Origin of the sequence: Caenibius tardaugens NBRC 16725 (assembly GCF_003860345.1) — a bacterium.
Taxonomy (GTDB): Bacteria; Pseudomonadota; Alphaproteobacteria; order Sphingomonadales; family Sphingomonadaceae; genus Caenibius; species Caenibius tardaugens.
On the sequence record NZ_CP034179.1, the window covers coordinates 417,303 to 432,147 of the forward strand.

A 14,845-nucleotide genomic window follows, 5' to 3' on the forward strand; every position below is an offset into this window, starting at 1 on the left:
ACTGTCAGGCAGGCAGCACGCCTTGCGCAATGGTCTCGAGGTCGCCAACGAAACGATCGGTCCAGCGCAGGATATTGTCCTCGCGCACGCTGCGGCTCAGCTTTTCCCAGCGCATCTTGCGTTCTTCCAGCGGCATATTCAGCGCGACATGGATCGCATGGGCAACATCGTCCACGCTATAGGGATTGACCAGCAGGGCATCCTGCAACTGCACGGCGGCCCCGGCAAAGCGTGACAGGATCAGCACGCCGGGGTCATCCGGGTCCTGCGCGGCGACATATTCCTTGGCCACCAGATTCATCCCGTCGCGCAAGGGCGTCACCAGCCCGATTTTGCACGCCCGGTAAAACCCCGTCAGTTCCGCCAGCGTATAGCCCCGGTTGACGTAGCGGATCGGCACCATGTCCACTTCGGATCGCGCACCGTTGATCTGCCCGGCCTTCTGCTCCAGCAGTTCGCGGATTTTCTGGTAGGAATGAATATCCTCGCGGCTGGGCGGCGCGATCTGGATATAAACCAGCTCGCGCGCCTTTTCCGGATAAAGATCGAAGAAATGGCCAATCGCGTCGATCCGCTCCGGCAATCCCTTCGAATAATCCAGCCGATCCACGCCGATCATCGCAGTGCGGTGGCGCGTACTCTCCACTATGCGGAAATGGGCCGCTTTCGCCTGCTCCGACAGGCTTTGCGCCACCAGATGATTGTAATCGATCCCGATCGGATAGGCGCGCGCCACAGTCGTATGGCCGTTATGCGTGATCCGCCCCGTATCGTAATCGACTGCGGCGCCCAGTTCACGGGCACAGTAATTCAGAAAGCTGTCCAGCCACTCATCGGTCTGGAACCCCAGCAGGTCGTAATGCAGCATGGTCTGCACCAGCCGCTCATGAAACGGCAGCGACACGAACAGTCGGGTGGGCGGCCAGGGAATGTGCAGGAAAAACCCGATCCGGTTCTTCATCCCCCGACTGCGCAAACGTTCGCCCAAGGGAATCAGATGGTAATCATGCACCCAGATGAGATCGTCAGATTCGATCAGGGGCGCGACGCTCTGCGCGAAGCGTTCGTTCACACGTTCGTAACCCAGCCCGAATTCATTGTGAAACTGCGCCAGATCGATGCGGTAATGGAACAGCGGCCACAGCGTGGAATTCGCGTAGCCGTTGTAATATTCCTCCACATCCTGCGGTTCGAGATCGATCGTCGCGATGGTCACATCGTCGGTTCGGGTAACGGCCAGCGCACCGGTGAAGGCATCCGTTTCCGCACCGGACCACCCGAACCATATCCCGCCATGCTTCTTCAGCATCGCGTTCAGTGCCCCCGCCAGACCGCCTTGCGCCCCGGCCGCCCCGCGTGCCTTGGGCACCGCAACGCGATTGGATATGAGAACAAGCCTGCTCATCGCACGGTATTCCACGATTTCGACAGCAGACCGGCGCAGTTGATCACGCCGACCAGCGAATAAGTCTGCGGGAAGTTGCCCCACAATTCGCCCGTCTCGAAATCCATGTCTTCGGACAGGAGACCAGATTTGGTCCGATGGCTCAGCATGATCGAGAACAGGCCGCGCGCTTCCTCGTTGCGCCCCGCCAGATAGAGCGCCTCGATCAACCAGAAGGTACAGATATTGAAGGCGGTTTCCGGCGTGCCAAAATCATCCTCGTGCGCATAACGCAGCATATGTTCGCCGCGCCGCAGCGCCTTTTCGATCGCGGCAAAGGTGGAAAGAAAGCGCGGATCATCGGGCCGGAGAAACCGCAGTTCCACCATTTGCAGCAGGCTGGCATCGAGATAGCCGTCCTGAAACGACGCACCGTAATGGCCGCCGCCTTCCCCTTCACCCGCCGCAACCCAGGCGTGTTCCTCAATCGTCTTGCGGATCGCATCGGCTCTTTCCCGCCAAACCGCATAACGATCCGCCCGCCCCAGATGATCGGCCACATTGGCCAGCCGGTCGCAGGCGGCCCAGCTCATCACGGCCGAATAGGTGTGCACCTGTTGCCTTGTGCGGAATTCCCACAGGCCCGCGTCGGGCTGATCGTGCATCTTCCACGCCATCTCGCCCACTTCTTCCAGGGCCGCGAAATCGCTGTCTGTGGCCATACGCAGAAGCCGACGGTCGAAGAACCCTTGCGCTGTCGGCAGGACGATCTGGCCATAGCAATCGTATTGCACCTGCTTGTATGCGGCATTGCCGATCCGCACCGGCCCCATCCCGCGATAACCGGCAAGGTGGCTGGCGGTGGTTTCATCGAGTTCGGGATCGCCCATGACGGAATAGAGCGGCTGGATTTGCCCGCCTTTCGCGGAATCGACGATATTGCGCAGATACGTGAGATACTTTTCCAGCACGTCCAGCGCGCCCAGCCGGTTCAGCGCCTGCACGGTATAATAGGAATCGCGTATCCAGCAGTATCGGTAGTCCCAATTCCGCTGCGAAAAGGGCGCTTCGGGGATCGAGGTCGTCAGAGCGGCGACAATCGCACCGGTTTCTTCGTGCTGGCACAGCTTCAGCGTGATCGCGCAACGGATCACTTCGTCCTGCCATTCGAACGGGGTCGCCAGCCCGCGCGACCAGTGCCGCCAGTACTTCGACGTCTGTTCTTCCATGTACCGGATTTCGGCCCGCAAGTTGCCGGAGAACGGCTCGTCCGGGCCGAGGAAGAAATGGAAATCGCTTTCCACCCGGAACAGGCGCCGTTCCAGAATATAGCCGACCGGCGCATCGGTGCTGAGGCGGATAACCTCCGGCCCGATCAGATAACGGATGTGATTGGTGCCATTGGTCGATTCCGCAACAAACTGCCCGCGATCCCGCATCGGGCACAGCACGATCCGCATGCGCGGCACCCCCGCGATCGGGCGCACCACCCGCGCATAGGCAACCGGGCGATACATCCGCCCCGATCGTTCGTAACGCGGGCAGAAATCGATTATTTCCACCGCACTGCCGTCCTTCGCCACCAGCCGGGTGACAAGGATCGGCGTATTGCGCACATATTCCTGTGTCGCGGAAACCTGCCCTTCCAGTTCGAACCGCCAGACACCGCAATCCTGCTTCTCACCATTGAGCAGCGCACAGAACACCGGATCGCCATCGACACGCGGAACACAACCCCAGACCAGCCCTCCCGTGTTGTCGATCAGGCCGCTGACCTGACAATTGCCAATGGGCCAGAGATCGAGCGAACTTTCGGTGGGTGTGGTCAGAGATTGAGCCATGCATGCACCTCCGCTGGTGTTTCGAGACTATAGGCGGCGCACGTATCGCGCCTGCGCCCGACGACGATCCCGAATCCGCCGAATTCCATCGCTGCCCGATAACCATCCTCGTCGGTCACATCGTCGCCCAGAAAAATCGGCAGACTGCCGCGGAACACCGGCTCCTGCATGAATGCGCGCACAGCCGCCCCTTTGTCCGCTTTCTGCGGCACCGCTTCGACAACGCATTTGCCGGTTTTGACCTTCAATCCATGCCGTGCGGCAAGCGCACCGACAAAGGCATCGCAGGCTGCCCCATGATCCGGTGCCCCACGATAGTGCAGCGCCGCACCGTAGGGTTTGCTCTCGTAGTGCAAGCCCGCCACGCTGGCGGCGAACTGCTCCATTTCCACGCGCACGGCATCGGCAATAGGCGCGGGCCGATCACCCAGTTGCAAACCATCGGCACCCACGCGCTCCAGCCCATGCGTGCCCGCCCGGGCCAAGGCGATATCGGGGCCCAGATAGCGCGCCAGATTGTCCAACGACCGCCCGCTGACCAGCGCCAGACGCCCGTCCAGCATCCGTGACAGCCGCTCCAGATTGCCCGAAAGATCGGGGGAAACGGTTATCGCATCGGGTGTGGGCGCTATGTCGATCAGCGTTCCGTCGAAATCGACGAACAACGAAACCGGGCCTGCATTCCGCAGCAGCGCGAAAGGAGGCGGCATTTCAAGGGTGGCCGTCCCAAGCATGGGCACAAGATTACGGACTGCCGGCGATTGGTCAACGCAGTTGCAGCAAAATACTGAATTAAATAATAAAAATTACAGGGCGAGCGCCGATATGACCGCTTCGGCATCCACAATCCGCGCGAGCATGCGCAATTGCCCATCCACGATTGCCCGATGGACATCCGGATCGGCACCCGCGATGCAATCCTCGGGAATGACCACGTGATAACCCATTTCAGATGCGGCAAAGGCCGATCCGGACACGGCAAGATTGGTCGAAACCCCGGTGATCACCACGGTTTCGATATCCATCCGCCGCAGAATTGGATCGAGCGCGGTGCCCAGGAAAGGGATCATCCCCGAACTGCGCTCCATCACGATATCCTGAGGAAGCGGCGCGAGCTCTGGCACGATAGCCACATCGGGCGTGCCCGCCACCATCGTCCGATTCTTGCGCACCAGAGCATCGACCAGGGTATTCGGCTTCACGTCGAGGAAATCGGCGCGGTGGGCCGCCGTGGCATGAATCACAGGCAGGGTGGCAGCGCGAAAACAATCGGCCAGACGCGCGATACGCGGCACAATCCCCCGTCGCCCGACCTCGTTCGCCAAACCGGGGAAGATTGTCCGTTCCGGCTCTATCACCCCGCGCTGGCATTCGCTGATAATCAGCGCAGCACGGCCAATGATGGTGAACGCCTTGTCCTTGCTCATGCCTTCTCCCGCACCCATGCCGTCCCGCATTACCGCAGGATGGCATCAGACGCCCGGGTATCAAGCGTAACGCGCCCCATTCCGGCTCTGTGGAGACAAGACTGGGGCCATGGCATGGAAAATGCACGATGCCGGAATGCTTTCCATCGCCGCACCGGAGGAGTACAATCGCATCCGTTGAAGCCCCGACGAATGCTTCCCCGGTTGGGGCAAAATCGTAAGGAGGGCGTTATGCGTGTTCCTATCCATCCCGACTACAACACGAGATGGTTTTTCGTGTTTGCCGCCATGGTGACTCTGATGGTCATTTACGTGATCACGCTGCTGGCCTGACAACACAGCAGTACAGCACTGCCACGAAGACTTATCCCTGTGGCAGTGCTGACGGATCGCGGGTGGCTGGACGCTGGCCTCGCCGTGTAAAAGTCAGGCCAGCGCGGCGTTGAGATCGTCAACCAGATCCGTGCGCTCCCACGGGAACGCATCGCCGTTGGCCTTGCGCCCGAAATGGCCATAGGCTGCGGTCTTCTGGTAAATCGGCCGGTTGAGCCCCAGACCTTCGCGGATACCGCGCGGTGTCAGCCCGCCAAGCCGCGCATTGGCGACTTCCATCACGGCCTGTTCCAGACGATCATCGCCAACCGTGCCGGTGCCATGGGTATCGACATAGAGCGACAGCGGCTGCGACACACCGATGGCATAGGCCACCTGGATCGTGCAGCGCCGGGCAAGGCCCGCTGCCACGATATTCTTCGCCAGATAGCGCGTGACATAGGCCGCCGACCGATCGACCTTGGTCGGGTCCTTGCCCGAAAAGGCCCCGCCGCCATGCGGCGCAGCACCGCCATAGGTGTCAACAATGATCTTGCGCCCGGTCAGCCCGGCATCGCCATCCGGCCCGCCGATCTCGAACTTGCCGGTGGGGTTGATGTGATAGACGGTATCCTCGGAAAGCAGCGCAGCGGGCAGTATGTCCGCGACAACGCCTTTCACATAGGATTTCAGTTCCGCTTCCTTCGCGCCTTCGTGATACCCCGGCGCGTGCTGGGTCGAGACCACAATCGCGGTGGCCGCGACCGGCTTGCCATCCTCGAAACGCAGGGTAACCTGGCTCTTGGCATCGGGTTCGAGGAACGCCGCCTTGCCCGATTTCCGGTCGTCCGCCATGCGCTGCAGAATCTTGTGGCTGTAATCCAGCGCTGCGGGCATCAGATCGGGGGTTTCGTCACAGGCGAACCCGAACATGATCCCCTGATCGCCAGCACCTTCATCCTTGTTGCCATCGGCATCGACACCTTGCGCGATATCGGAAGACTGCGGATGCAGGTGGTTTTCGAACGTCAGGTTCTGCCAATGGAAGCCCTGCTGTTCATAACCGATGTCCTTGACGACCTGCCGCACGCGCGACTGGATATCTTCCTGAGCAGAAGGCGCCCAGTTGCCATCGCGGTCGATCATCCCTTCACCACGCACTTCACCAGCCAGAACCACCCGGTTGGTGGTGGTCAGCGTTTCGCAGGCGACACGCGCCTGAGGGTCCTTCGACAGGAACAGATCGACAATGGCATCGGATATCTGGTCTGAAACCTTGTCGGGATGGCCTTCGGAAACACTCTCGGAAGTAAACAGGTAATTGGCGCGCATGCGGCGTCGGTCCTTCACCATCGTGGGTCGAAAAGTTCGTAGGGCGGTCTAGCCTCGCCGCCTTTGTCTGGCAACAAGTGCCAGAAGGATAAGCACAGTCGCCCAGCACAGTGGCAGGACATTGCCCAGCCGGGCGAACGGCGTCGGCGGCAAGGCCTCGGGCACTTTCGTGTCAATCCGGCCTGCCTGGAACGGCGCCACATGCGCGCGTACGATGCCATGTGCATCGATCACCGCGCTGATACCCGTGGTGGTTGCCCGCAAGACAGGCAGCCCTTCCTCCATCGCACGCAGGCGCGCCTGCGCGAGGTGCTGCGGCGGGCCCCAGTTCCCGAACCAGCCATCGTTGGACGGGTTGAAAATGTACTGTGGGCGATGATCCCGATCGACCACTTCACCCGAAAACGTGATTTCGTAGCAAATCTGGATCCCGGCCTGCCCCCATGCCCCAAGATCGAGCGTGCGCGGACCGGGGCCGGGCCAGAAATCCAGGGCCCCGGCGACCAGACGGGACGCGCCCAGCGGTTCCAGCAACCAGCGCAACGGAAGATATTCGCCATAGGGGACGAGATGCGCCTTCGCATAACTTGCGCGAATACGGCCCGTATCGTCGATCGCGGTCACAACATTGCGCGCGCCCACCACCTGCCCTTGTGTAATCTCCAGATCGACCGCACCGGTCATCAACAGGCTGCCCGGCCCAATAACCCGCCCGATCCGCCCCCGCGCAAAGGCCGGGTCCCTGCCCGCAGTCATCTGATCATAGAAATGCTGCGGATAGCCATCCTGCAAATAATCAGGAACGCCCGACTCGGGCCAGAGAACCAGACGCGTTGCGCCCGGCTGTTTTGGCAGGCTCAGGGACGCGATGCGCGAAAACTGGGCTTCGTACTGTGACGCATCGTTAAGGTCATTCTGTCGCACATCGGGCTGAACCAGAGTCAGCGGCAAAGAGGAAAGACGCGCTGCCGGCGCAGGCAGGAACGGCACCGCCAGCAGGACCGCCGCCAGCACTCCCAGCGGCAACCAGTACCGTTTGGCCACGAATAGCGCACCCGCCCCGGCGATCCCGGCCGCCAGTCCGGAAAGGCCATATGTGCCCAACCACGGGGCCAGTGCCGCCAGCCCCTGCGACTGGAAATCCCCCAGAAGCACTATTCCCAGCGGATTCCATGCATAGCCGGTAAAAATCCAGCCACGCAGCCATTCGGCCACGATCCAGCAACCGGCAAAAGCCACGGCCAGAGGCCATCGCATCCCCTGCCCGGCAAGCGCGCGCGCGCCTGCAGCAGCCACTGAAGGATAAACGGCAAGATAGAGCGCCAGCACCGGAACAGCCGCCCAGCCCAATGCGGCAGGCATTTCCGCCTGATAGGTAAACGCCGTAGCGATCCAGTTGTTACCGAGCGTAAAATGGCCCCAGCCAAACAACCAGCCGAGGACTGCCGCGTCGCGCACGCGCCGCGTGTCCGCCACCAGCCACAGCAAGATACCGGTCGCAATCAGGGTAAGCGGCCAGAAGCCAAGAGGGCGAAAGCCCAGCGCCGACACGATCCCGAGGGAGAACGCCGACCAGCGCGGATGCCGCGCGAATATCTCTGCGAGAAAGCTGGTCAAACGCATCGCGCGTCATGTGCCGTGCGCAGCGTGCCAGTGCAACCCGGTTCGCGGTGAATTGCACAGCGAAGCCAGAAAGGAACTGCCCCGCCGAAGCGGGGCAGATATTCAGCTGGCTTTTTGCAGCGTCTCATCATCGCCTTCTGCGGCGGGCTTGGCCCGCACAGTCCGGCGGCGACGGGGTGCAGGCGCCTTCACCTCTTCGTCTTCACCGCGATCGCCGATCGCAGGGGGAAGCACCGACAGGTCCAGACTCGGCTCTGCATCGTCTGTGGCAACAGCACGATCCCCAGCCTCTTCGGCCTGATCGGCGCGCGGCTTGCGCTGCCGACGCTGGGCCGCGGGGCGCTCCCGATTGCTGCGGGTGAAGGGATTGCTCGGCGGCTCGTACTCGTTGGGGGCTGCCTGACGATCCTGTTCCGAATCCGCATCAGAACCGCTTTCGGCATCATTGTCCTGCGCGGGCAGTTCATCGCGTTCCGGGCGACGCGCACGGCCACGATCGGAATGGAACCCGCCAAATTCATCGTCGTCGTCCGAATCGACCATCTGCTCGCGCGTATCATCGCGACGGACGCGCTGTTCATCCTGACGCGCCTTGGCGTCAGCAAGTACGCGGAAGTAGTGATCTGCAAATTGCAGATAATACTCAGTCTGGACACGATCACCATTCAGCGACGCATCGTGCGCAAGCTTCCGATACTTTTCCAGCAGTTGCGGAGCATTGCCCCGTGCCCTGCTGTCGATCCGGTTAAGCTGATTGCCGCCGCCCTGCGAGCGATTGTTGCCACGACCCCTGCGGCGATTATTACGATTGTTGTTCAAGGGAAATGTCATCCTCAATCGAGACCTGAAGGCATAACGCGCCTGCCAGGTCGCAAAATCCCGCACCATGCGCGAGCTTGGCCCATTCACATGGTCCCGCCATCTGCATCACACTCAGGCTCGGGGCCCGTGTGGATGTGCAAATTTTGGAGCATGACCTTCAAGCCGGGAATTTGCATCCGACCGACGGTCCTCTTTTGCCTAGCCGGGTTATTCTGCCTTGCCAAGCCCAAATCGTAACGTCAGCGCACGAGGTCTGCCCCCGAGATCCCGTGTCAGTTGCACATCGAAACCCGCATTCCGGGCGATCGCCCCGACCAGATCGGCTTGTGCGGCACCAATCTCCACAACCGCGATGCCCTTATCGGCCAACACGGGAACAAGCTGCGGCAACAACACGCGATAGGCATCGAGTCCCGCCGGGCCGGCAAACAGGGCCCCACCGGGCTCGAACCCTCGGACCGACTGAGAAATATCGGCGTTTTCTTCAACATAAGGCGGGTTTGCGAGAATCAGGTCGAACTGCGTCAGCCCTTCTGCCCACCCCTGTTCATCCCAGTCACGGCGCAGCATCAATGCCCGGTCCGCAAGGCCCAGACGCACCGCATTGTCCTGTGCAACAGCCAGCGCCCCTTCCGACCGGTCTATCCCGACCCCGTGCGCTTCGGGCCGTTCCGCCAGCACCGTCAGCAAAAGCGCACCCGATCCGGTGCCGCAATCCAGTACGCGGCGTGGCGTCGGTGCAGCAGCGAGAGCGGCCTCGACAATGGCTTCGCTGTCGCCACGCGGAATCAGCACATCGCGATTCACCCGAAACGGCCGCCCGTAGAATTCCTGCTCGCCAGTGATGTAGGCAACGGGTTCCTGCGTCATCCGCCGCGCGACCAGCTCCGCAAATCCACCCGGCACGTCCGCAGCCATATGGCGCAGCAGCAGATCGGACCGCGACACCCCCAGCACCACCGCCATCAGCACTTCGGCATCAAGCCGTGCGGTATCGGAAACTTGCGCCAGTTGCGTGGTGGCATCGCGCAAGGCCTGGGCTATGCGCAGGTCAGTCACCCATCGCGGCAAGGCGCTTGGCCTCGTCCTCGGCGGTCAGCGCATCGATCAGTTCGCCCAATCCCTGCCCTTCCAGTACTTCGGGCAATTTGTGCAGCGTCAGCCCGATCCGGTGATCGGTAACCCGCCCTTGCGGGAAATTGTACGTGCGGATGCGTTCGGAACGATCGCCCGAACCGACCATCGCCTTGCGCGCTTCCGCTTCGGCACCATGGGCTTCGGCGCGCTTGAGATCGAAAATGCGCGTGCGCAGAACCTGCATCGCCTTCGCGCGGTTCTTGTGCTGGCTCCGTTCGTCCTGTTGGGTCACCACGATACCGGTGGGCAAATGGGTGATGCGGACAGCGGAATCGGTTGTATTAACGTGCTGCCCGCCTGCGCCGGATGCACGATAAATGTCGATTTTCAGATCCTTATCATCGATCTGCACATCCACTTCATCGGGTTCAGGCAAGACGGCGACCGTCGCTGCGGATGTGTGGATGCGCCCGCCGCTTTCCGTCACCGGCACCCGCTGCACGCGGTGGACCCCGCTTTCGAACTTGAGCCTGGCGAACACACCAGAACCCGCAACGTTCGCGATCACTTCCTTGAATCCGCCGATATCCGAGGCGTTGACGCTGATGGTTTCCACCCGCCAGCCCTGCTCCGCCGCATACCGTTCGTACATGCGGAACAGATCGGCCGCGAACAGCGCGGCTTCATCGCCGCCAGTTCCCGCCCGAATTTCGAGCATGGCCGGGCGCGCATCGGCGGAATCGCGCGGCAGCATGGCAATGGCGAGGCGCCGTTCCGCCTCCGGCAATTCGCTGCGCAGGCGGGTGATTTCTTCCTCGGCCAGCGCCTTCATATCCGGATCGGCATCGTCCAGCGACTCGAGTTCAGCCAGTTCCCCCCGCATGGTCCGCACTTCTTCGGCGACCCGGGCGACTGGCTCCAGTTCCGCATAGTCGCGACTCGCGTTCACGAAAGCCTCGCCCTCCAGCGTCCCTGATGCCAGCCGCGCCTCCAACTCCGCAAATCGCGCGGCAAGCTGGGCCAGGCGCTCGTCAGGAATGCTCATTGCAGCAGGTCTTCGAAAACCTGTTCCGTCGCCACATAGACCGGCGCTTCGGCGGAACCGCGCAAATTCACCGCAGGCTGGCCATCGCGCATCGCAATCGCGGCCAGCGCCGTGGCATTCACTTTCACCGCCTTGTCAAACCGCTTCTTGGGTGAACCGCTGGCGATCATGTCAGCCGACAGCCCGGCCCTGCGCAAGGCAGCGAGCGCACGAATGCCAAATTGCAGCGCGGCATCATCCTCGATCGCGAGAATCACGTCCAGCGCGGGCTCGGCCACGTCGGTCAACAGCATCGCCAGCCGTTCGATCCCCGCAGCCCAGCCTACCGCTGGCGTAGGCGGACCGCCCAGCGCCTCGATCAGCCCATCATAGCGGCCACCGCCCAGCACCGTGCCCTGCGCGCCAAGCCGGTCGGTGACAAATTCGAAAGCGGTATGGCGATAGTAATCCAGCCCGCGCACCAGCGCCGGTGCGCGCGTCCAGGCGACGCCGGCCGCATCCAGCCCGCTGGTAACCGTGCCGAAGAAATCCTGCGCTTCGGCAGAGAGATACGCATCGATCCTGGGAGCATCGGCCGTGAACGGCTTGTCGCGTGGATCTTTGGAATCAAGAATTCGCAGCGGATTGCGCTCCAGCCGGTCCTGGCTGTCTTCCGACAGATCGGCCCGATGTGCGCGGAAATACTCGACCAGCGCGGCACGCCATGCCTCACGGCTGTCGGCATCGCCCAGCGTGTTGAGCTGCAAGGTCACGCCATCGGCAATGCCGAGATCGTGCAACAGATGATCCGCCATAACCAGCAGCTCGATATCGGCCTGCGGTTCGGCAGAGCCGATCACTTCGGCATCGATCTGGTGAAACTGGCGATAACGCCCCTTCTGCGGGCGTTCATAACGGAACAGCGGGCCGTGAGTCGCCACCTTGACCGGGGCATATTGCTGCCAGCCATCCGTCAGATAGGCGCGGGCGATGCCGGCGGTGAATTCGGGCCGCAGCGTCAGCGATTCGCCGCCACGATCGTCGAAAGAATACATCTCTTTCGACACGACATCCGTGGTTTCACCCAGGGAGCGGGAAAAAACAGCCGTCTTTTCAAAGACCGGCATCTCGACTCTGCGGAACCTGTAGAGCCGGCGCAGGCGTTCGAACGCTTCCACCACGCGGGTGAAGGCTTCGGCCTCCGCGCCAAAAATATCCTGAGTTCCCCGGATTGCTTGCGGTGTCTGTGTTGCCATAATGGCGCGGCGATTAGGGCCATCCCTGCCGTTCCGCAATCCTTGAGCGCGTTCGGCAAACCGCAAGACCATGCAACAGAAACAGTTTCCCGTTTCCCCATGCACCAATTTGGGCTTGGCGCTCCTCCGGTGCGGCGCTAGAGGCCGCGCCACTCCCTATCCCAATGCGAACATGAAGGCATGATATGCGCATCGACCTGATTCCTGCGGGCGACAACCCGCCCGAAAGCCTGAACGTCATCATCGAAGTGCCCGCTGGCGGCGAACCGGTGAAGTATGAATTCGACAAGGAATCGGGCGCGCTCTTCGTCGACCGCATCCTGCACACGCCCATGCGCTACCCTGCGAACTACGGTTTCATTCCGCACACCCTGTCGCCCGATGGCGATCCGCTGGATGCATTGGTGATCTCGCGTTCGCCGTTCATTCCGGGCTGCGTGGTGCGCGCACGGCCGATTGGCGTGCTCAATCTCGAAGACGAACATGGCGGCGATGAAAAGCTGATCTGCGTTCCCGTCGACACCACGTTCCCCTACTACTCGGACGTGGGTGAACGGCAGGACCTGCCCTCGATCGTGCTGCAGCAGATCGAGCACTTCTTCACCCACTACAAGGATCTTGAAAAGGAAAAGTGGGTGCGCGTCGGCCAGTGGGGCGATGCGGCGGAAGCCCGCCAGGTCGTGGTCGAGGCGCTGGAACGCGCCAAGGCTGAAAAAGCGGTCTGATAATATTGCAGATCCTTGCGGGCGGCCACGGGCTGCTCGCAAGGATCGCCTTACGGGGAATTGTGATCAGTCCCCTGCGATCGTCATCCCGTCGATCCGCACTGTCGGCGCATTCATGCCCCGATGCATTTCCAGATCATTGGCCGGAATCATCGCGGCGAACATATCCAACAGATTGCCCGCGATCGTGAATTCGGCGACCGGCCCCGCCAGTGCGCCGTCAACGATACGGAAACCCGACGCCCCACGGCTATAGTCGCCCGTCACGCCGTTGACGCCATGGCCGAAGAGTTCGGTCACATAGACGCCATCCGATACATCCGACATCAGATCGTCAGGGCTGGCCGTACCTGCCGCGAGATGGACGTTGCTGACCGAAATACCCGGGCCACCACCCGCGCCACGCACGGCATGGCCGGTCGGTAGAATGCCCAGTTGCCGGGCTGACGCACTGTCCGCCAGCCAACCGGTGATCTTTCCGCCTTCGACCAGGGTCCGCGCCGCAGTTGGCAAGCCTTCGCCATCGAAAGGCCGCGAACGCAGCCCGCGCAAACGATGGGGATCGTCCAGAATCACAATTGAGGAATCGAACAGGGTGTCGTCCAGCCGGTCGAGCAGAAAACTGGAACGGCGCGCGATCGACGCACCCGACATCGCACCCACCAGATGCCCCAGCAATCCGTTGCTGACTCGCGGCGAAAAGACCACGGGCATGACCTTGCTGGGCAAACGGCCCGGTTCCAGCCGTGCGACCGCGCGTTCCCCCGCCAGCCGTCCGATGTCTGCGGGCGGCAGAAGATCGGTCGCGTGGCGGGCCTGCCGCCAGGCATAATCGCGCTGCATTCCGCTGCCCGTCCCGGCGACAACGCTGGCGCTGATGCTGTGGCTCGTGGCGGCATACCCGCCCGAGAAACCATCGCTCGTTGCCAGCGCGACAACGCTACGCCCGAAACCCGCACTCCCCCCTTCGCTGTTGGTGACCCCCTGCACCGCACGCGCCGCATCTTCGGCTTCCTGCGCCATGGCGCGCAATTGCTGCGGCGTGGGTTCTGAGGAATCTTCCAGATCGAGATCGGCGAAGGGCCCGCGCGCCAGCATATCCCTCGGGGCCAGACCGGCAAACTGGTCTTCCGTTGCGGCCCGGGCCATATCGACCGCGCGTTCGGCAAGCGCGCTTAACGCCGCATCGCTGAGATCAGAGGCATGAATCGATGCCGAACGCTGCCCGACAAAGACGCGGAGTCCGGCTGCTTCGCTTTCCGAGCGTTCGACATCTTCCAGCGCGCCCAGCCGGACCTGGACCCCTTCCGACATGTCACCGATTGCCACGGCATCGGCGGCATCGGCCCCGAAACGCTGCGCAAACGCAATCAGCGTGGCGCAACGCTCTTCGGCGCGGGACATATCGAACATGGGAACCCTTTCGCGAATGATCTTTCGCAAACGGGCCTCGCCCGATCAGAGGAGCGCGTCAAGCGCCTTCAACAAAAGCGTCAGCATGAAAGGCAGACCGAGCGCCAGCCCCCAGATCAACCGACGATCCCGGCGATAGGCCGGTTCCAGCACCGGATTGGACGCTTCGCCATCGCTGAGCCGTTCCCATTGCTTTTCCAGAGCGCGGAAGCCCGGCAGCACCGCAACGACCAGCAATGTCAACGCCAGATAGGGAAGAATGGACCCGCCCGTGCCCTTGAGCACTGCCACGGTCATGAAAATCTGCAGTCCGGTATAAACCCACAAGGCATAAGCGACATTGTCACTCATTCCACGACGCCAATCGCGCGGCTTGCCCCCCTCTGCCGAAATCGCACCGGATTTCGGCCTGCCCACCTTGGGCAAAGCTCCTGCCATGCAACCTCTCCATCATCCCGGCGGCTTGGTGCCCCCTGTTTCTGTACAGACTATATTCATGGCTTGGCCTCGTTATCAAGCCCGCTGAACGATTTCCTCGCTACGTCCGCAATATCGCCTGTCGGAATATGCCATGCAGGAATCCTGCCAAGTTGTGGACGGCAGGGGTTT

General features: G+C 61.9%; 13 protein-coding genes. 1 reads left to right on the forward strand and 12 read right to left on the reverse strand.

The window, feature by feature from the left end; all coding sequences use genetic code 11:
* Window positions 1-4 precede the first annotated feature (4 nt).
* From EGO55_RS02130 to hisS, 10 genes are all read right to left on the reverse strand, one after another.
* A complete protein-coding gene (locus EGO55_RS02130; protein ID WP_021689339.1) occupies window positions 5-1,405 on the reverse strand; it encodes an alpha,alpha-trehalose-phosphate synthase (UDP-forming) in 1,401 nt (466 codons plus the stop codon).
* Window positions 1,402-3,225: a glycoside hydrolase family 15 protein gene (locus tag EGO55_RS02135; protein ID WP_021689340.1), complete on the reverse strand. Its 1,824-nt coding sequence runs from the start codon at window positions 3,223-3,225 to the stop codon at window positions 1,402-1,404. Before EGO55_RS02135 ends, EGO55_RS02130 begins: the two co-directional genes overlap by 4 nt.
* Window positions 3,210-3,935 carry a trehalose-phosphatase gene (gene otsB, locus EGO55_RS02140; protein ID WP_210766626.1) on the reverse strand — a complete coding sequence of 242 codons (726 nt, stop codon included), beginning with the start codon at window positions 3,933-3,935 and terminating at the stop codon, window positions 3,210-3,212. Before otsB ends, EGO55_RS02135 begins: the two co-directional genes overlap by 16 nt.
* Before the next feature lie 96 nt (window positions 3,936-4,031).
* The gene (locus EGO55_RS02145) at window positions 4,032-4,652 is read right to left on the reverse strand and encodes a cysteine hydrolase family protein (RefSeq protein ID WP_040715032.1); all 621 of its coding nucleotides are present in this window, start codon (window positions 4,650-4,652) and stop codon (window positions 4,032-4,034) included.
* A 426-nt stretch (window positions 4,653-5,078) separates the two neighbouring features.
* On the reverse strand, window positions 5,079-6,296 hold the full coding sequence (gene metK, locus EGO55_RS02150; RefSeq protein WP_021689343.1) for a methionine adenosyltransferase: 1,218 nt from the start codon (window positions 6,294-6,296) through the stop codon (window positions 5,079-5,081).
* A gap of 48 nt (window positions 6,297-6,344) precedes the next feature.
* Entirely contained in the window at window positions 6,345-7,919 is a 1,575-nt protein-coding gene (gene lnt / locus EGO55_RS02155; RefSeq protein ID WP_021689344.1) for an apolipoprotein N-acyltransferase, read from the reverse strand.
* Between the two features lie 102 nt (window positions 7,920-8,021).
* Entirely contained in the window at window positions 8,022-8,738 is a 717-nt protein-coding gene (locus EGO55_RS02160) for a DUF4167 domain-containing protein (RefSeq protein WP_021689345.1), read from the reverse strand.
* A gap of 210 nt (window positions 8,739-8,948) precedes the next feature.
* Complete coding sequence (gene prmC, locus EGO55_RS02165) at window positions 8,949-9,800, reverse strand: peptide chain release factor N(5)-glutamine methyltransferase (RefSeq protein ID WP_040715033.1); 852 nt, start codon at window positions 9,798-9,800, stop codon at window positions 8,949-8,951.
* The gene (gene prfA, locus EGO55_RS02170) at window positions 9,793-10,863 is read right to left on the reverse strand and encodes a peptide chain release factor 1 (RefSeq protein WP_021689347.1); all 1,071 of its coding nucleotides are present in this window, start codon (window positions 10,861-10,863) and stop codon (window positions 9,793-9,795) included. The genes prmC and prfA overlap by 8 nt, the downstream gene beginning before the upstream one ends.
* On the reverse strand, window positions 10,860-12,098 hold the full coding sequence (gene hisS / locus EGO55_RS02175) for a histidine--tRNA ligase (protein ID WP_021689348.1): 1,239 nt from the start codon (window positions 12,096-12,098) through the stop codon (window positions 10,860-10,862). Before hisS ends, prfA begins: the two co-directional genes overlap by 4 nt.
* Before the next feature lie 185 nt (window positions 12,099-12,283).
* On the opposite strand from hisS, the gene ppa reads away from it, so the two are divergent.
* The gene (gene ppa / locus EGO55_RS02180) at window positions 12,284-12,823 is read left to right on the forward strand and encodes an inorganic diphosphatase (protein ID WP_021689349.1); all 540 of its coding nucleotides are present in this window, start codon (window positions 12,284-12,286) and stop codon (window positions 12,821-12,823) included.
* Between the two features lie 66 nt (window positions 12,824-12,889).
* Here ppa and EGO55_RS02185 read toward each other — a convergent pair whose 3' ends face one another.
* Entirely contained in the window at window positions 12,890-14,236 is a 1,347-nt protein-coding gene (locus EGO55_RS02185; protein WP_021689350.1) for a TldD/PmbA family protein, read from the reverse strand.
* Window positions 14,237-14,281: 45 nt separating this feature from the next.
* Complete coding sequence (locus tag EGO55_RS02190) at window positions 14,282-14,674, reverse strand: hypothetical protein (RefSeq protein WP_021689351.1); 393 nt, start codon at window positions 14,672-14,674, stop codon at window positions 14,282-14,284.
* Between the last annotated feature and the right edge of the window lie 171 nt (window positions 14,675-14,845).